Annotated in this window: 22 protein-coding genes; 15 read left to right on the top strand and 7 right to left on the bottom strand. The window is 32.6% G+C overall.

The genetic code is table 11. From position 1 onward, the window contains the following. Nucleotides 1-92: 92 nt before the first annotated feature. From NNL09_RS06745 to NNL09_RS06710, 8 genes are all read left to right on the top strand, one after another. Nucleotides 93-920, top strand: coding sequence for a hypothetical protein (locus NNL09_RS06745; RefSeq protein WP_196911866.1), 828 nt, complete (start codon nucleotides 93-95; stop codon nucleotides 918-920). 9 nt (nucleotides 921-929) lie between these two features. Continuing rightward, nucleotides 930-1,274, top strand: a complete 345-nt coding sequence (locus NNL09_RS06740; protein ID WP_231389280.1) for a DoxX family protein — start codon at nucleotides 930-932, stop codon at nucleotides 1,272-1,274. Continuing rightward, complete coding sequence (gene rsmI, locus NNL09_RS06735; protein WP_025664615.1) at nucleotides 1,274-1,945, top strand: 16S rRNA (cytidine(1402)-2'-O)-methyltransferase; 672 nt, start codon at nucleotides 1,274-1,276, stop codon at nucleotides 1,943-1,945. Before NNL09_RS06740 ends, rsmI begins: the two co-directional genes overlap by 1 nt. A gap of 60 nt (nucleotides 1,946-2,005) precedes the next feature. Further along, on the top strand, nucleotides 2,006-2,704 hold the full coding sequence (locus tag NNL09_RS06730; protein WP_196911865.1) for a M50 family metallopeptidase: 699 nt from the start codon (nucleotides 2,006-2,008) through the stop codon (nucleotides 2,702-2,704). Between the two features lie 234 nt (nucleotides 2,705-2,938). After that, nucleotides 2,939-3,685, top strand: coding sequence for a hypothetical protein (locus NNL09_RS06725; protein ID WP_025664613.1), 747 nt, complete (start codon nucleotides 2,939-2,941; stop codon nucleotides 3,683-3,685). 19 nt (nucleotides 3,686-3,704) lie between these two features. After that, a complete protein-coding gene (locus tag NNL09_RS06720) occupies nucleotides 3,705-4,385 on the top strand; it encodes a hypothetical protein (protein ID WP_025664612.1) in 681 nt (226 codons plus the stop codon). 412 nt (nucleotides 4,386-4,797) lie between these two features. Beyond that, complete coding sequence (locus tag NNL09_RS06715; RefSeq protein ID WP_196911864.1) at nucleotides 4,798-5,580, top strand: sensor histidine kinase; 783 nt, start codon at nucleotides 4,798-4,800, stop codon at nucleotides 5,578-5,580. A gap of 65 nt (nucleotides 5,581-5,645) precedes the next feature. After that, nucleotides 5,646-6,299 carry a response regulator transcription factor gene (locus NNL09_RS06710; protein WP_025664610.1) on the top strand — a complete coding sequence of 218 codons (654 nt, stop codon included), beginning with the start codon at nucleotides 5,646-5,648 and terminating at the stop codon, nucleotides 6,297-6,299. Between the two features lie 99 nt (nucleotides 6,300-6,398). Here NNL09_RS06710 and NNL09_RS06705 read toward each other — a convergent pair whose 3' ends face one another. Continuing rightward, nucleotides 6,399-6,989 carry a carboxymuconolactone decarboxylase family protein gene (locus NNL09_RS06705; RefSeq protein WP_025664609.1) on the bottom strand — a complete coding sequence of 197 codons (591 nt, stop codon included), beginning with the start codon at nucleotides 6,987-6,989 and terminating at the stop codon, nucleotides 6,399-6,401. A 127-nt stretch (nucleotides 6,990-7,116) separates the two neighbouring features. On the opposite strand from NNL09_RS06705, the gene recJ reads away from it, so the two are divergent. After that, the gene (gene recJ / locus NNL09_RS06700) at nucleotides 7,117-8,802 is read left to right on the top strand and encodes a single-stranded-DNA-specific exonuclease RecJ (RefSeq protein ID WP_196911863.1); all 1,686 of its coding nucleotides are present in this window, start codon (nucleotides 7,117-7,119) and stop codon (nucleotides 8,800-8,802) included. 61 nt (nucleotides 8,803-8,863) lie between these two features. Further along, nucleotides 8,864-9,217, top strand: a complete 354-nt coding sequence (locus tag NNL09_RS06695) for a hypothetical protein (protein ID WP_034240053.1) — start codon at nucleotides 8,864-8,866, stop codon at nucleotides 9,215-9,217. Nucleotides 9,218-9,277: 60 nt separating this feature from the next. Here NNL09_RS06695 and NNL09_RS06690 read toward each other — a convergent pair whose 3' ends face one another. Next, nucleotides 9,278-10,219: an alpha/beta fold hydrolase gene (locus NNL09_RS06690; protein WP_196911862.1), complete on the bottom strand. Its 942-nt coding sequence runs from the start codon at nucleotides 10,217-10,219 to the stop codon at nucleotides 9,278-9,280. A 549-nt stretch (nucleotides 10,220-10,768) separates the two neighbouring features. Between NNL09_RS06690 and NNL09_RS06685 the strand changes: the two genes are divergently transcribed. The 5 genes from NNL09_RS06685 (at nucleotide 10,769) to gwsS (ending at nucleotide 13,918) form a co-directional block, all read left to right on the top strand. Beyond that, a complete protein-coding gene (locus NNL09_RS06685; protein WP_196911861.1) occupies nucleotides 10,769-10,933 on the top strand; it encodes a hypothetical protein in 165 nt (54 codons plus the stop codon). Between the two features lie 101 nt (nucleotides 10,934-11,034). Beyond that, nucleotides 11,035-11,619 carry a hypothetical protein gene (locus tag NNL09_RS06680; protein WP_196911860.1) on the top strand — a complete coding sequence of 195 codons (585 nt, stop codon included), beginning with the start codon at nucleotides 11,035-11,037 and terminating at the stop codon, nucleotides 11,617-11,619. A gap of 47 nt (nucleotides 11,620-11,666) precedes the next feature. After that, the gene (gene gwsG, locus NNL09_RS06675) at nucleotides 11,667-12,647 is read left to right on the top strand and encodes a grasp-with-spasm system ATP-grasp peptide maturase (protein WP_196911859.1); all 981 of its coding nucleotides are present in this window, start codon (nucleotides 11,667-11,669) and stop codon (nucleotides 12,645-12,647) included. Next, nucleotides 12,637-12,861 carry a hypothetical protein gene (locus NNL09_RS06670; protein ID WP_196911858.1) on the top strand — a complete coding sequence of 75 codons (225 nt, stop codon included), beginning with the start codon at nucleotides 12,637-12,639 and terminating at the stop codon, nucleotides 12,859-12,861. Before gwsG ends, NNL09_RS06670 begins: the two co-directional genes overlap by 11 nt. Further along, on the top strand, nucleotides 12,842-13,918 hold the full coding sequence (gwsS, locus tag NNL09_RS06665; RefSeq protein ID WP_196911857.1) for a grasp-with-spasm system SPASM domain peptide maturase: 1,077 nt from the start codon (nucleotides 12,842-12,844) through the stop codon (nucleotides 13,916-13,918). Before NNL09_RS06670 ends, gwsS begins: the two co-directional genes overlap by 20 nt. 39 nt (nucleotides 13,919-13,957) lie before the next feature. Here the strand turns inward: gwsS and NNL09_RS06660 are convergent, their stop codons facing one another. From NNL09_RS06660 to accB, 5 genes are all read right to left on the bottom strand, one after another. Continuing rightward, the gene (locus NNL09_RS06660) at nucleotides 13,958-14,413 is read right to left on the bottom strand and encodes a 3-oxoacyl-ACP synthase (RefSeq protein WP_025664605.1); all 456 of its coding nucleotides are present in this window, start codon (nucleotides 14,411-14,413) and stop codon (nucleotides 13,958-13,960) included. 6 nt (nucleotides 14,414-14,419) lie between these two features. Next, a complete protein-coding gene (gene mtgA / locus NNL09_RS06655) occupies nucleotides 14,420-15,097 on the bottom strand; it encodes a monofunctional biosynthetic peptidoglycan transglycosylase (RefSeq protein ID WP_025664604.1) in 678 nt (225 codons plus the stop codon). Between the two features lie 108 nt (nucleotides 15,098-15,205). Next, nucleotides 15,206-16,318, bottom strand: a complete 1,113-nt coding sequence (locus NNL09_RS06650; RefSeq protein WP_196911856.1) for an FAD-binding oxidoreductase — start codon at nucleotides 16,316-16,318, stop codon at nucleotides 15,206-15,208. Between the two features lie 207 nt (nucleotides 16,319-16,525). Then, nucleotides 16,526-17,875 carry an acetyl-CoA carboxylase biotin carboxylase subunit gene (gene accC, locus NNL09_RS06645; protein ID WP_025664601.1) on the bottom strand — a complete coding sequence of 450 codons (1,350 nt, stop codon included), beginning with the start codon at nucleotides 17,873-17,875 and terminating at the stop codon, nucleotides 16,526-16,528. An 89-nt stretch (nucleotides 17,876-17,964) separates the two neighbouring features. Continuing rightward, entirely contained in the window at nucleotides 17,965-18,450 is a 486-nt protein-coding gene (gene accB, locus NNL09_RS06640) for an acetyl-CoA carboxylase biotin carboxyl carrier protein (RefSeq protein WP_025664600.1), read from the bottom strand. Nucleotides 18,451-18,477 lie beyond the last annotated feature (27 nt).

Below are 18,477 nucleotides of genomic sequence, written 5' to 3'. Positions count from 1 at the left end.
GCATCAATTAAAGAAATCCCTTCTCCTTACTCTAAAGATGAGGTAAATTTATTAAAAAACAAAAAGCAGTATTGTAAACGAATAAGAAAGTTATGAAGAAGAAATTGGAAGCGGAACTTATAAGTATTGCCCATAGAATATTACAACTTAAGGATAAGACTACCTTATCTCAGTTACAGGAAGAAGCCCGTGAGTTATATGAAAAGTTAACTATTCTTAATTTTTCTGAATCTCATTTTGCAGGGCCACAGCCTACTATTGGTCAGATTAAAGAAGCTCTGGATACTAATGAACCAGATGCCTCTGATACATCAAATGAATCAGACGAATTAAAAAAAGTAAGGCAAAAAATCAAAGCAATTATTGATCCCAAACCAATTTCTGACAAAAAGGAAGAATCTATCCCCGAGGAATTTTCTTCGCCAAAGAGTGATCAGGAACAAAAAGAGGCTAGTATTGATACTATAGAAAATAAACCTGAGATTATTATTGAAGAAATTAATGCGAGGGTTACCGAAGATCTTTTTGTACCTGCAAGTACTAAAGTAGCAGAAGAATCGGTTTCTTTTTCAGATTCGATCCCTCCTCAATCGACATATGAAAAAAATGATAAGGAGAATATTACTCCAACTGTAGAAGATATATCAGATGCTAATGATCGGCCTAAATCTCTTAATGATCAATTAAGAAAAGAAATTCATATCGGGCTTAATGATCGTTTAGCATTTATAAAATACCTTTTTGGGGGGAGTGCTCCTGATTATAATCGTGTATTATCCCAATTAAATACATTAAGAGGTAAAAGTGAAGCAGAAGAATTTATCACAACTATGATAAAGCCCGATTATCAAAATTGGGAAGGTAAAGAAGAGTATGAAGAGCGTTTTATGGATATTGTTCTTAGTAAATTTGATCACTAAATAAAGATTATGAAAATTATATATTGGATTGCCACGATTGCTTTATGCGCTATAATGCTGTATTCTGCCCAGATGTATTTTTTTAAAACTGAAATGGTAAAAGGTTTTTTCGAAAGTTTTAATTACCCTACATATATAGTAATTCCCCTGGCAGTGGCTAAAGTGTTAGGGATAACAGCTATTCTAACAAATAAAATAAAATGGCTCAAAGAGTGGGCATATGCAGGTTTCTTCTTTGATTTGGTATTGGCTACTTTAGCACATTATCATGCAGAGCACCCCATAGGGTTATCTGTATATGCAATTTTAATCCTTGTCGTTTCCTACGCTATTGGTAAAAAAATAAGACCTTAATGTCAAAATTATACCTCGTACCTACGCCAATTGGGAATCTTGATGATATGACTTTTAGAGCTATAAAAGTTCTTGAGGGGGCAGATTTGATATTAGCCGAAGATACCCGAACCAGCGGAAAATTGTTGAAACATTTTGAAATAACAACCCCTATGCAAAGTCATCATATGCATAATGAGCATAAAATGGTGGATCGTATTATTCAGAAATTAAATGCTGGAGAAACTATTGCCTTAATAAGTGATGCAGGTACTCCCGCAATAAGTGATCCTGGATTTTTACTCACCAGAGCATGTGTAGAGCAAGGAATAGCGGTAGAATGCCTTCCTGGAGCAACAGCTTTTGTACCTGCTTTGGTTAATAGTGGCTTACCTAATGATAAGTTCATCTTTGAAGGATTTCTACCCGTAAAAAAAGGAAGACAAACCAGGTTAAAATTTTTATCCGAAGAATCTAGAACGATGGTGTTTTATGAATCTCCACATAAACTGATTAAAACTTTGAGAGATTTTGCAACCTATTTTGGTGTAGATCGACAAGTTTCGGTATCACGAGAACTAAGTAAACTTCACGAAGAAACTATACGAGGAAGCACAGCAGAAGTCATAAAGCATTTTGAAAATAAGCCTCCAAAAGGCGAAATTGTAATTATTGTAAAAGGTAAGAAATAGAGCACTTCAATTTTTAGCCATAAAAATCGTTATGTATTTTAAGTGTAAAACTTTGATTGCATGAAAAACTACCCCTTGCTCTCTATACTAGGAATTAGTCTGCTTGTTTTTTTATTATGGCAACTACCTTATTTTGGATTTATACAATACCCGTTATTACTATTAGGTACCTGGTTTCATGAAATGGGCCATGGCTTAACAGCAATATTGGTGGGAGGTAAGTTTATCTACCTCGAAATATACGAAAACGGAGGAGGTGTAGCGTACTCTAATGTTTCGACCAGTTACTTGCCTTTTAGTATCGCCAGAAGTATTACTGCAGCGGGAGGTTTGTTGGGTCCGGCAATTTCGGGAGCTATACTTATAGCTTCGGCCAGAAATAAAATAAGCTCTAAAATTGCACTATGGTCACTAATTATAATAATGGTACTATCATTATGCTTGTGGATTCATGAACTGCTGGCATTAATTATCCTAAGCGTTTTTGCTGCACTTCTCTTTTTTATTGCAATTCTTAGAGTAAGAAAACTCGAAGCTTTTACACTCTTGTTTTTAGGAACTCAATGTGTATTAAGTTCATATCTACAAATAGGGTACCTGTTTACAAAACAATTCGAACGAGACGGGAAAATTCAGTATTCTGACACACAAATGATTGCGGCTTACCTGCCTGGCACTTATTGGATGTGGGCCATATGTATTCTACTAATTTCCATTTACCTGCTGTATAAAAGTTATCGATATTATCTAAGAAAATGATGTTGTGGCAAACATTGTTTTTTGTGTAAATCACTTACGTTTTACAAGTTAGTAGTGTCTTGATGTTTTCTTAAAAAAGACATATAAAAAATCGAAAAAAATCGAGAAATTGAAATACGTGGTAAATACGTGTTTTTATATGGTAATTACCTGTAAATTCCTTTTGCAACAAAGCGTGCAGGTTTTTTTTGATTAACTTTAATACTAATTATTAACTTATAAATATAGTATCACATGGAAAACGTAATCACACAAGAAAACACCCTAATTACAGAAGAAATTTTTAAAGAATCTACCACGCTGTGGAGAAATGCAGATGTACTACAATTAACACATCATTTTCATAAACTAGATCCTGCTATAGGGCAATATGAACGCGTATATTATTTTAGTATGAGCAAAGACGATGTTAAACGTTTTAATGATATACAAGAGATTAAGACTTTTACTATGTACATGGCCTTGAAACGTGGATATAAAGAAAAGTTTACATTTTTTCCAATTTTTAAGATTGTTGATATAGAAGGAAATATACAATACTTTGGCCTGGAAGCTTTTCAAAAACCTAAAATCAAAAAACCACAAATTAAAGAAACCGAACTGGGATCAGAAATTGTCCCCCTTACCTTTAAGCAAATGATTCATGATAATTGGGAAGAGGTAGATATGAGCCTGGTTGATGACTTGTTTACCGTAAAGGAAAAGAAAAAGCCAATGGAGAGAGTACTTTTTTATACGGTAACAGCAGATTTGATCAATCCTTATCTGCCAAATGGTATCGAAAAAATAAAATTTTATCCTGGATTAGATATGAACAAATTTCAGTATAAGGATATGATATCGTTTACTCCTGTTATTGGGATCACACCCAAAGAACCAGTAGAAAACATGATGCAACGAGCCGGGATTATCGAATATGGAGATAATGAAGTGTTTATTGAATATTCTAAACCTTGTCCACCTACCTGTACAGGAGAATGATTTACTTAATTAGAGACTAATGAGTGAAGAGCTTTTTGATATTTTGGGTAATATTTCATCTTTTATAGTGATTGTCCCTTTAATATTATCGGGATATAAATTTAAATCACTAAATATTGTACAGAAAAAATTACTGTACTTATTAATAATAGTATTAATAGTAGAATCTATATCGAATATACTTTGGTACAAAAAAATAAATAATTTACCAGTATATCATTTTTTTACGGTAATTCATTTTTTATTGATTGTTAATATTTATAGGAGAGCGTTATCACAAACATTTTCAAAATATTTCTTTACTAGTTTAAGTATTGGTTTTGTTGTATTTGCTATTGTAAATATTGTATTCTTTCAAGATTTATTAACTTTTAATTCTAATGCAACAACACTTATGGGAGCGATAATTATCTTTTTGTCTCTAAGTTATTTTTATGCATTACTTAAAGAAGTAAAATATAGTACCCTGGAAACGAATCCTATGTTTTGGATCAATTCAGGGTTCTTGATTTATTTTTCCAGTAGTTTAATCTTGTTTTTTATGAATAATACCTTATTTAAAGGAGTTACTGAAGCTAGTCATATTCTTTGGGGACTACATGCTGTGATAAATATTGTATTAACTATTTTTTATACGGTGGCTATATGGGTAAAACCCCAAAAAGAGATTAATGAAAATAATGATTTTTTGATCGAATGATTTTGGTCTTAAGTGCTGGTTTTACTGTTTTTTTGAGCTATATTTATGTAAACTTTTAAAACCTAAAAACATGAAAACAATTCGTTTATTATTTTTAACCTCATCGAATTCATTTATTGCTAGACAAGAAGAAGCACCTCCAGATAATAGAGAACAAAAAACCAATACTTAATTGGAAAAAAGTAGACCCAGAAGTCATGATGTTTGGTTTTTATTAGAATTAGACTAAAATAGGGCCGTTTATTTATGAGCATTCAAAATCTTATACCCCCACTGATAATAGACTAGTCTGGAAAAGATAATTAATTAAAAAGTAAAGAGCTATAGAATATGGCATGTTACTAATAAAAAGCAAGAAGTATAACTATTGTATTTGATGTAACTCTTTACTGTTTTTTATACTATTTATTTTATGGGTGAACCCGAAGAAGCTGTTGCGTTAAAGGTTATAATCATTGGTATGGTGGTGATTTTTTTACTATCGTTATCGGTAATTATATTTTTTATTCTTTATCAGCGCAGGTTGTTGGCACAACAAGAGAAACATCAAAAAATAGAGTCTGATTATCAGAAAGAATTACTAAAAACCTCGATTATTAGTCAGGAAGAAGAACGGAGTAGGATTGCCAAAGAATTGCATGATGATGTGGGAGCCATGCTAACTACAACCAAATTGTATTTTGGGCAAATTACACCAGAATTGCCTCCGGAAGAGCTTAAAGGGATTGCCGAAAAAATGAGCTCTTTTTTTGATGATATGATACAAAGTGTACGTAGCATTTCTCAAGACCTAAGACCAGTGGTTCTGGAAAAGTTAGGGCTGGTAGAGGCAACACAAAGTTTGGTGCAAACCATAAATGACTCGGGAAAGATTAAAGTGCATTTTAAGAATAATACTATAAAAACGATTGCCAAATCAAAAGAACTTAACCTGTATAGAATTATTCAGGAATTAATTACGAATACACTTAAACATGCAGAAGCTTCTGCAATATATGTTGAGTTAAAAAATGAAGGAAATTCGTTAATTATACTCTATGAAGATGATGGGAAGGGTTTGAAACAAAAAAACCTTTTGCATAAAAAAGGGCTAGGACTCAAAAACATAGAAAGTAGATTGTCGGTACTTTCTGGAAAGATACATTTTTTTAAAAAGAGCTCTGGTATGAAAGTGAAAATTGTAATACGAGTTTGACCATAAAAACAGTAAAAAAACCCCTAGATAAAAAGAAGCATTAACAATTTTAATCACAATTAATCATGGAGACTATAAAACTAGGACTGATTGATGATCATAACTTATTTCGTGAAGGTATAAAATCACTGTTAAAAAGAATGACCAATATTTCTTTGGTATTAGAAGCGGTGAGTGGTAAAGACCTATTAGCACAGTTGAATAATGTGGTTCCGGATGTAATCCTTTTGGATTTAGAGATGGGAGATATGAACGGTGTAGATACAACTCTAAAATTACAAGAATTGTATCCCGATCTAAAAATTATTATTCTAACAATGCATACAGAAGAAAGAATGATCTCTTATTTGATGGAAGCGGGAGCGAATGGATATCTATTAAAAGATACTACCCAGCATGAGTTAGAAATAGCAATACGATCTACATACGAAAATGGATTTTATTTTAATTCCTTTGTATCAGAAGCGTTATTAAAAGGGTTGAAACATAAAACCTCAAAACCTCCTGCGATACGAAAAGATTATCATCTTACTTCTAGAGAACTAGAAGTGTTAGAAGGGATTACTCAAGAGTTTACAACTGCAGAAATTGCAGAACAACTTTTTCTAAGCGTAAGAACAATTGAAGGGCATCGCAAAAATTTAATGGGTAAATTAGGTGTGAAAAATACGGCCGGTTTAGTTATTAAAGCAGTTAAAGAGAAAATCATTTCTGTTTAGATCATTTTGGAAAGTAAAAATAAACCTGTCAGGGTTTTAAAATCCTGACAGGTTTTATAGTACGAAATATTCTATTATAATCTCTAGCTCTAGAAAATATTAAATATGCTTTCCTTTCTCCCAACCGTGTTTTCCTAGGTATTTTTCACCAGATTCAATAGCTCCTTCCTCTACCATTGTACCCATAGAATCATTCCAGCGATTTAGATACCCAAATAAAGAAATTACTCCTAACATTTCTACAATTTCTCCTTCATTCCAGTATTTATACAATTCTTCTTTGATAGTATCGTCTACAGCATTTGGGACTACCGATGCAGCAAGAGAAAAATCAAGTGCTGCACGTTCTGCATCACTAAAAGCGGGATGTGTTTTATACTCCCATATATTATCTAATTGCTCTTGTTCTGCACCATATCTTTCGGCTGCACGAATAGCATGTGCCTGGCAATATCTACACCCTGTAGCATTACTACTTACCCAGGCAATCATACGTTTTAATGCAGAGGTTACTCGACCTTCATTTGCCATTACGGCTTTATTAAGATTAATAAATGCTTTAGAAATAGCAGGCCTTCTTTGCATGGTAAGTACAGAATTAGGACAAAATCCTAAAGTTTCATTAAAGAATTCTGCTAATTCTCTGGTTTCCGGATCATGATCAGCCGATAATGGAGTGACTAATGCCATAGTATGTATTTTTTTAGTTTAAACGTATAATTTTTAGCAAAGCAAAATACAAAACTAATGTCAAATCAAGAGAGGTCAGGATGTTTTTTGTACTTTGGATTTTTTAATATAGGAATTTACCACACGAATGAGATGGACACTACAACCAAAGCCTGATATTTCAGCAACAGAAAATTTGGCAAAAACTCTTAATGTAGATACAATAATTGCTTCGTTATTAGTGCAAAGAGGGATAACAACTTTTGATCAGGCCAAAAAGTTTTTTAGACCGTCTTTAGATGATATACATGATCCTTTTTTGATGAAAGATATGGATAAGGCAACTGCCAGAATCCTAAAAGCAATTACTGATGGCGAAAACATAATGGTATACGGGGATTATGATGTAGATGGTACCACATCTGTGGCGTTACTCTCCTCTTATTTAAAAACGTTATCTCATCAAATTGCTACCTATATTCCTGATCGATATAATGAAGGATATGGGATATCGTATATGGGAATTGATTATGCTCATGACAATGATATTTCTCTTATTGTTGCTTTAGATTGTGGAATTAAAGCTATAGAGAAAATTGCATATGCCAAAGAAAAAGGAATCGATTTTATTATTTGTGATCACCATAGACCGGGAGATAAGATTCCTGATGCAGTTGCGGTTTTGGATCCAAAACGTAAAGATTGTGAGTACCCATATAAAGAATTATGCGGTTGTGGAGTAGGATTTAAATTGATCCAGGGATTGGCCGTTCATCAAAATCAAACTATAGAGGATTTATTGCCATATTTAGACCTGGTGGCTACGGCAATTGGTGCAGATATTGTACCAATAACAGGTGAGAATCGTGTATTGGCATATTTTGGCTTACAGGTTATTAATGCAAATCCCAGAATTGGGTTTAGAGCAATGTTGTCTGAAGTAAAAAAGGAAACTTTAACGATAACAGATCTGGTATTTATCATTGCACCAAGGATTAATGCAGCCGGAAGAATGAAACATGGATTACATGCGGTTAATTTGTTAACAGAAGAAAATCTTGATATTGCACTGCAATATGCGGCAGAAATAGAACTTTATAACAGCAATAGAAAAGAGGCAGATAAAAACATAACCCAGGAAGCATTGGGACAGATACTTCAGAATAAAGAAGAGGATAGATATACCACAGTGGTGTATGAAGAAAATTGGCATAAAGGAGTAATAGGTATTGTCGCATCACGATTAACAGAAACGTATTATCGCCCGACTTTGGTTTTTACAAAAAGTGGCTCGAAATTAGCAGCTTCTGCACGATCTGTAAAAGGGTTTGATGTGTATAATGCATTAGAAGCCTGTTCAGAGTATATAGAACAGTTTGGAGGCCATAAATATGCTGCAGGGTTAACATTAGAAGAAGAGCAATACCTGCCGTTTAAGCAAAAGTTTGAAGAAGTAGTATCTGCTACTATCGATAAAAAAATGCTTATCCCCGAAATATCTATTGATGCCTCTCTAGAATTAGATCAAATCACCCCTAAATTCTATCGTATTTTAAAACAATTCGCTCCATATGGCCCAGGAAATATGGCTCCGGTTTTTATGACAGAAGGATTAAATGATACCGGATACGGAAAATGCGTAGGAGCCGATGAGAAACATTTAAAATGTAGAGCGCAAAAAAATGGAGTTGCTATAGGTGCTATTGGCTTTAATCTTGGTTCTAAATACAATTTGATAACCGAAGGGCAATATTTTAAAGCTGCGTATACTATCGATGAAAACGAATGGAATGGAGAAGTATCGCTTCAATTAAAATTGAAAGATATAAATTAACTTATTTTTATTTAGATTTATTATAAATAGTTATTATTTTTGATTCAAATATGTATTCAGGATGAACGCTATAGATAAAATATACAGTAACGAATTAGGTATTTCTTTCTTTTGGAAACAAGAAAAGCATATTTCAATGCCTAGAGTTCAGTTGGTATTTAGAGATATTGGATTTTTACTTACGTTAAATGAATTAAAGGATTTTTCAAATTCTTGTACTACCACTATAGAATCTCAATGCTGTAGACAATGCAAAAATTCGCAACAGTGTAGATCATTATTATTGAGAACACCTTCTGATAAGATTGATTTAGCAGTAAGTAGAGAAGAGGTTCATCAAATTCAGGAACTAATCAAGGGTACTATTTTTAGAGTAGAATTAAAAGACTGGGTAAGGAATCTATCTCTTAATTGAACCTTAAAGTAATTACTTGGATTTATGTATTAGAAAATCTATTTCATGTGAGAAATGGTTTTACTCTTTTTTATACAAAAACTCAACAATTTTATATGTGATTTCTTTTGCTTTTGTTTCTTGTAAAAAATGTTTCTCATCTATAAAATGAATGTCTTCATTTTTAACCTTTAGTGCATTAGCTGCACGCACTTGTTGCGGAGGCCATTGTAACATTGTATCATGTATGCCCCATATAACCGTAACAGGCATATTTACATTTTCGAAAACCTCTGAGTAGTCTGGTAATTCATTACAGGTCTGGCTATAGAAATAATACATAGCATGTGTTTTACCTTCTAATAAAGGAGTTTTGTATCCTTCTACATCAAGAGAATTTAAGACGTTTTCTTTCAATCCTTGGTTAAATAGGCTTTTAAGCAAAGTATTGGTTGTAACACCATTTCTATAGCCCCACATTGCTGTCTTGGCAAGACCTCCTGGTTTCATACGTACAGGAGGGTAAAATCCATCGTCATAAATAATGGTATTTAATACAATAAGTTTTTCAATTTTATCGGGCGCTTGTTTCATAAGCTCCCAGGTCCATAGTCCACCAGCATCATGCATTACATGAGACCAGGTATCGATCCCTAATGCTTGCATAAGCTCTAACAAGCGTTTGGCATGATTTTCTGCATTGTAGATTTCAAAACCTTCGGGAGAATCACTAGAACCATACCCCAACATATCGGGTACAATCACTCTAAATCCATTTGCAACCAAAGGATCGATCATTTTACGATATAACCATCCCGAGGTAGGTACACCATGTAATAATACAATTGCTGGCCCTTTTCCTTTATCTATATATTTTAGTAAACCATCATCTGTAGGATATAATCTTTGATCAGATCTAAAATCTTCGTAAGTAATTTGGTTTTTTCTGATTTTGGTATTCTCGTATGGTTTACACGAAAAGAGCAATACCCCTATTAGGGTAAGCACAAAAAATTTCTTCATGGTAAAAAGATGATTTATGAACTGGCAATTTACTTAAAATCATTTTTGTATGCTATATGCGGTTGAAAATTTAAATGTATACCCGTTGTGTATTTAGATAAAATTCTGTCAATTCGAGTAAATTTTACGATTGAAATGAGTAAAATTTGTATCGAGAATAAGAATTTTAACTTTTAAAAGGTTCTCGATAGCCCTACAGAGCGAAGTCGAAGTACAATTTTTTTATCAAAAAATCACTCGAATAAGACATTTTGAAAACTGTTTTAACTCGAAATGCACAACAGATATGTATATTCTTTTTATATACCCATTGCAAAAAGAATTAAATTATCTTAAAAGTTATTATGAGGTGATAATTTTTTTTTTATATATTAGTATTGATTTTAAGACGATAGAATTATTCCTACCCTATTCTATTGAATTTTCTTACATAAACATAATTTTTTTAGTTAAGCTTTTTTAAAGCGATGCAATACTATTGACTTATATTTTATGGCGGAAACCGAAAAGCCTTGATAGAGTAGGTAATACTAATTAAAATTTTCATAAATGAAAAAACTTAAAGATTTAGATGTACATGTTATTGAAGATAACAGTGCTTTAACTGTTAAAGCTGGGTGTGGTAGAGAAACAAGTCATTGGAAAAGTTCAGCGGGAGACTGGTTGTTTAATCGTCGCGAATATGGTGATTGGGAAGATGATAATTGTTGTTAATAAATAATAAAGTACTAAGAGCTGAATTTTTTGAGATATTTAGTTCTTAGTCTTTATACTATTATGAGAAATAAATATTCAAAAAAATGACCCTTGTTTTTATGTTATCAAAGATTAATATATTTATCGTACTTGTAATTATAACAACGCTATCCTGTAATAAAGAGCCGAGGTTAAAGGTTAATAAACCCGAAATAGAAGATTTAGATTCTTTAATTCTATCATTAGATACTCAAGAAAAGAAAGAACAGTTTCTTATTGATTTACACGATAAAGATCAAGATGTAAGAAATTCTGATAGAGAGCATGAGATTTTGAAGAGGAATAATTATAATACACAATCTCAACAATATCAGGAATTTGTAGAAAGATGTATATATACAGATGCTATCAATTTTAAAAAAATAAAAAAGTATCTGGAAATTCATAGATACCCAATATTTAAACCTAAGCATGATAATTCAATTTCAGCAATTCGACTTATTTGTTTACACCAATCTTTTGATAAACAATTAGAATTGTTTCCCTACCTATATAAGGCTTATAATGATGGCTTTATAAATAGTGAACGTTTTTCTTTTTTACTTAATAAGATGCATATTATGAAATATGGGGAAAGTCACCCACATGCAATTAGCTATGAAGAAAATGTAGAACAGTTGCTAGAAAAGTTACAACTTAAATAAAAGGAGGGAGTTTTACAATCCGAAATTTTATAGTACTACAACTATATATGATATTAATTTGTAAAAATTACAAAGAAGAAAACGAAAGCTATGAAGAAGTAATTGATTGGTTGCTTTATAATAATGCCCAATTTGAATTTTTTTCAGGAGAAAACTTTTATGATTCAGGTAATGATTGGTCTATGCAGTTGGGTAATTCCCAGATTAATTCTTCAAATAAAACAAATACATATAAAAGTGTATGGTTTCGAAGTTTTTTAAAACATAAAACTCAGTTTTCTTCAATATTTGAAGATATTAATTGCACTAATATTAGTCTTATTGAATTACGATGGTGTCTTAGTCAAGAAATAGGAAAAATCAATACACAGATTTTTTATAATTTTAAAAATTCGTATCAACTTCCTAGTCCTGAGGCTATAAAAGTAGATAAGTTTGCGAATCTTCGTTTGGCAAAAAAAATAGGATTAGAGATTCCCGATTCTTTACTTACAAACTCAAAGAAAGAATTACTGTCTTTTGTTGAAAAACATAAAGAAATAATAGCAAAACCACTATATGAGGGTATCTCTTTTCAAGAAAAAGATTGTGTAATTGATTTTCTAACAGAAAAAGTAAATCCTGAACAGTTACAAGAATTACCATCCATTTTTTTTCCATCTTTTTTTCAAGGATATGTAGAAAAAGATATCGAGCTTAGAGTTTTTTATTTAGAAGGTAAGTTTTATACTATGGCTATGTTTTCTCAATTAGACTTGCAAACCAAAACTGATTTTAGAAATTATAATGACGAAAGACCAAACAGAAGAGTTCCTTATTTATTACCAAAGGAGATAGAGGAAAAAATAATAAAATTTATGACCGAGTTGAAGCTAAATACTGGTTCAATCGATTTAATAAAAACACCTGATAAGAAATACGTGTTCTTAGAGGTAAACCCTACAGGACAATTTGGCTTTACATCAAAACCTTGTAATTACTATCTGGAAGACGTAATCGCAAACACATTAATACAACATGACAGATAAAAAAGAGATTTTTTTTAAAGATAAGATGGACAACCTTCCTTTTTTCTTTAGAAATCACAAGATAAAAGAGTTGCAGGTTTCTAAAAACCCTGAAGAAGTAAAAGTTTCGTATTTTGATCATATCTCAGCATATCATTCTGAAACAGTAGAATGCACGTTGCCTTTAAAACCTATTTCAAAACTATTAACATTTGATGAACAAAAAAAGTTTTAAGTTATTTGCTAATTGCATCATTGTTAAAGGGGCTTCTTCGGCAACGATTTGTGATCTTCATCGAGGTAAAGTGTATTCTATTCCACTCCCCTTGGCAGAATTTCTTGAAAAAACTAAGAATAGTGATACCCCAGAAGATATTAAAAAATTCTCGCAGGAAGATCGGGAGACTGTACAGGAATATTTAGAATATCTTGAAAAAAATGAGCTTGGTTTTTGGACAGATGAACCAGATAGATTTCCTGATTTGAATCTACAATGGAAATCACCAGAACATATCAATAATGCTATTATAGAAATGGAGCAGTTGAATAATGATGATTTACAAAAAATAACTACTGCTCTAACCAATTTATTATGCAAATTTGTAGAAATCCGATTTTATAAGACAATAGATTTGGATAAACTGGCATTTTTTGCAGGGCATTGTGCTAAATCTGTGATTAGAAGCATAACTGTTTTTTTACCCTTCACTAGTGAATTAGATACTAAAGAGATCGAGAGATTGTCAATTAAATACCCTAGGATCGTTCTTTTTATAGTACATTCTGTCAAAGAAAAAAACGCCACAATAAAGACTGATAATCCTAAAATCCAGATGATTTCTCGTGTTATAGATCATCAAGATCATTGTGGGATTATTGATCCTAAATTATTTTCAATTAAAATACCTGTTTTTACAGAATCCCTTAAATTTAATTCATGTTTGAATAAAAAATTAAGTATTGATAGTAATGGAAATATCAAAAATTGCCCTTCTATGTCAAATGTTTTTGGAAATATTAAAACGCATGATATAGAAACGATTGCAAAATCATTAAATTTTCAAAAAAGCTGGAATATACATAAGGATTTGATAGACACTTGTAAAGATTGTGAGTATCGTAGGGTTTGTACTGATTGCAGAGCATATGTAGATAATCCAGAAGATCTATATTCCAAACCTTTAAAATGTGGTTATGATCCATATATAAATAAATGGGAAGATTGGAGTCGAAACCCATTAAAACAAGAAGCAATTAAATATTACAGTTTTCAAGAATTTTTAAAAAACTAAATAGTCATACAAAATACCATCATGTTCAAAAGGTATTAGTTAAGAAACTTGTTTGATTACAATTTCATTTTCATTAAAGCTAAAACGATCACCGATGGTTTTTCCTAATAGTAATTTACCAATAGGAGAATTAGCAGCTATGGCAAAATAGGATTTATTTCCTATAGAGAGTTTACCGACAGAGATACTAATAAAGTAATGACCTTGTGAGGTAATCACCAGACTACCAAGGTGAATATGTTCTGAAGGAGAAATATTAATCTTTGCCAAGATTTCCTGCAGTTTCTGTACTTCGGCTAATTGTTTTCCTGCTTTTTCACGCTCTAATTGTAACATAGCTCGCCCAGTTTCGTGTTTATCTCCAGCAGTACTTTTGGTTTCAGAAGTTAAAGATTCTTGAATACCAGCAATAGTATTTTGAATTCTTTGTAGTCTTTGATCTACATAATTTTGGCATTGATTTAGTATTTCTTCTTTGGTTTTCTGTGGATTCATATTTCTCTATTTCTTATCAAATACTAAAGTACCGTAATTACGCATTTGTATCATAATCCATTTTTTTCTTTTTTTGGTGTATGCCGAAGGCGGATTTGCCAAAAAGCGTATGGGATTAGGAAGTATTGCTGCGATAGCTGCGGCCTGGTCTGTATTAAGAGCAGCGGCAGAGGTATTAAACCAAAACTGGGCAGCAGCTTCGGCCCCGTAGATCCCATCTCCCATTTCTATACTATTTAGGTAAATTTCTAGAATACGTTCTTTACTCCAGAAAGTCTCTATCAAAAATGTAAAATAAGTTTCGAACCCTTTTCGTACCCAGCTGCGATGTGGCCATAAAAAAACATTTTTGGCGGTTTGTTGAGAAATCGTACTTGCACCTCGCAATCGTTTCCCAGATTTATAGGCTGCCATTGCTTTTTCGATAGCTTCTTTATCAAAACCATGATGATCGATAAATCGTTGGTCTTCGCTACAAATTACAGCAAGTTGTAAAGCGTTAGAAATCTTGGATAACGGTACCCATTGATGTCGAATTGTATACTCATTTTTGGATTGTAACTTTCGAATTCCCATTAACGGGGTGACAGGAACATTAACCCATATATACATACATACCCACAACACACTTAGTATGATAAATGTGATACTGCTTTTAAGTATAAAATGAAGGTATTTTTTCATCTGTTCTTTTTTATTGTTTTTTTAGTTGTCAGATAGAATTCACCATTGAAGATTTTGTTTGGTGTCAACATTAATTGTTAAAACTCATTTCATAACACCAGGAATGACTTATAAAAGATCAGCTAATTCTGTACCTACCAGACTTCCTATAGCAACGCCCATTCCGCCTTGTCGTACACCACAAAATACGTTTTGAGATAATTGTTTAACGATAGATTGTTTTTGATTTCCTACTCCCATAATTCCGCTCCAGCGATGATTGATTTCAAAATTAATATCGGGTAAAATGACATCCCGTAAAATTTCTTCTAATTTTTGTTGTACCAATTCAGTTTGAGCCAAATCTGTAGTTTCTTCAGCTTTAAAATCTAAATTTCGGCCTCCGCCAAATAGGATTCTGTTATCAATATTTCTAAAATAATAATATCCTTTATCTAGATGAAACGTTCCTTTAATATGTAAATTATCTATGGGTTGGGTAATCAAAACCTGAGCACGGGCGGGTTTTACTTCCCGAATTCCTAATTGAGAAGCAAAACCATTTGTAGCGATCAATACTTTGTGTGTAGAAAACGTAAACCGATTGGTTTTTATTTTTACAGAAGTATGGTCATCATCAATAGCTTCGACTGTACAATTATTTAGAATCTTAATACCAGAATTTCGAACCTTTTTTAGTAATGCTTCCATCATTTTTCCGGTATCGATTTGACCTTCAAATTGATTAACGATGTATTGAGGCTGGATATTCTCAAAATTGAAAATATTAGAACTTGTACTAAAAACATCATCTTCAAAAATTGGTTTTAATAACGTATTTATTTGCTCTCTTTTTGAAAAACAGTCTTCATATAGAGCTTGGTCATTTTTGGTAAAAAGTTCATAACCGCCATTTTGAAAATAGCCGATGGTCTGGTCTCCTAAGTGTTTTCTTAATAACTGAAGTCCATTGTGTCTTTTTTTGACAAGTTGTAATACTTCTTCTTCGCTATGCGAATTTAAGTCGTCTAGAATTTCTGAAAGACTTCCAAAACAAGCAAAACCTGCATTCTTGGTACTAGCTCCGTTTGGTAATATACCACGCTCCAGAATAAGAATTTTAGCTTTCGGAAAATTGTTTTGTAATCTTAATGCACAAGTAAGTCCTACAATTCCACTTCCGATAACAGTAAAATCGATATTAGATAACCAAGTTTTATGCTCCCAATAACTAAAATTCAAAGTACAACAGGTATTATATGTTAGAAAACAAATATAGTTGTTCCTAAAGAGATTTTATGATTTCTTGTATAGTTACTATAGCAGAAAATACATTTTTAAAACAGCTTTCTTAAAAGAGGATTAAGAATATAGCCTATTCGAAGATGCAATTTTGATAGGGAAGTAAAAAGCATAAAAAAAGCCTCATTGCTGAGGCTTAATTGGTTGTTATTCAGTTGGGTCTTCCATTTCAAAATCTTCCATAAACTTAGTGGTATAATTTCCAGAGATATAATCTGGATCATCCATAAGTTGTCTATGAAAGGGAACGGTAGTTTTTATACCTTCTACTACGAATTCATCTAATGCTCTCTTCATTTTATTAATCGCCTCTTCACGTGTTTGTGCAGTGGTTATTAATTTGGCAATCATGGAGTCGTAATTAGGCGGAATAATGTATCCACTATATACATGAGTATCTATTCGTACACCATGACCTCCTGGTATATGCAAATTGGTAATTTTACCAGGTGAAGGTCGAAAATCTTTATATGGATCTTCGGCATTGATTCTACATTCTATAGAATGTAATTGTGGGAAATAATTTTTACCTGAAATTGGTACTCCCGCAGCAACAAGAATTTGTTCTCTAATCAAATCATAGTCAACTACTTGCTCTGTGATAGGGTGTTCTACCTGGATACGAGTATTCATTTCCATAAAGTAGAAATTACGGTGTTTGTCAACCAAAAACTCTACTGTTCCTGCACCTTCATATTTGATATATTCTGAAGCTTTTACTGCAGCTTCTCCCATTTTTTTACGCAACTCATCTGTCATGAATGGCGAAGGAGTTTCTTCTGTAAGCTTTTGGTGTCTACGTTGTACCGAGCAATCTCTTTCAGATAAATGACAAGCTCTTCCGTTGCTATCTCCTACAATCTGAATTTCTATATGGCGTGGTTCTTCGATGAGTTTCTCCATATACATACCGTCATTACCAAATGAGGCTGCTGCTTCCTGGCGGGCACTATCCCATGATTTTCTCAAGTCTTCTTTTGCCCATACAGCGCGCATACCTTTTCCACCACCACCAGCCGTAGCTTTTAGCATTACAGGGTATCCCATTTCATCGGCAAGCTTTTCGGTTTCTTCAAAAGAATCCAAAATACCTTCACTACCAGGGATTGTAGGCACTCCTGCTGCTTTCATAGTTGCTTTTGCAGAAGCTTTATCACCCATCTTATCAATCATTTCGGCACTGGCACCAATAAATTTTATTTCGTGCTCTTCACAAATTTTAGAGAACTTAGCGTTTTCTGAAAGGAAACCATAGCCTGGATGTATTGCATCTGCATTTGTGATTTCTGCAGCAGCAATAATATTAGACATTTTAAGGTAAGATTCATTACTGGGTGCAGGTCCGATACAAACGGCTTCATCTGCGAAACGTACATGTAAACTTTCTGCATCTGCTGTAGAGTATACCGCAACAGATTTTATCCCCATTTCTTTGCAGGTTCTGATTACACGCAATGCAATCTCACCTCTATTTGCAATTAGAATTTTTTTAAACATAACTTCTTAGAAATTACAATATTCAAAACAATAAATTTCAATTCTTGATATTTGATTTGAAATTTAAAGGTTTGAAATTATGAGTTTAATTATGATGGGTCTACTAAGAATAGTGGCTGATCAAATTCTACTGGAGAAGAGTCATCAACTAATACTTTTACAATTTTACCAGAGACTTCACTTTCGATCTCATTAAAGAGTTTCATCGCTTCAATAATACAAAGTACATCTCCTTCTTTTATAGAATCACCAACTTCTACAAATGTAGGTTTGTCTGGTGATGGTTTTCTGTATAAAGTACCTATTATAGGTGATTTGATGGTTATGTATTTTGAATTATCGTCAGAAGCACTTTTTTCTTCTACAACTGCTGCAGGTGTAATTGCAGGAGGTGTTGGTTGTACGGGAGCTACCACTTGAGGAGTTGCTGGTAGTTGTTGTACAATTGTGGTTTCTTTACCATCTTCTGATGCTGTTTTAATGGTGATTTTAATGTCATCCATTTCTAACTTTACTTCGCTAGCTCCTGATTTGGCTACGAATTTAATTAAATTCTGAATTTCTTTTAAATCCATAATGTGGGTATTGTGTGTTTTAGTTGT

The sequence above is a fragment of the Aquimarina sp. EL_43 genome (genome assembly GCF_943422735.1).
Lineage (GTDB): Bacteria > Bacteroidota > Bacteroidia > Flavobacteriales > Flavobacteriaceae > Aquimarina > Aquimarina megaterium.
Note: the sequence above shows the minus strand (reverse complement) of the source record. Positions and strands in the feature narration are given on the sequence as shown.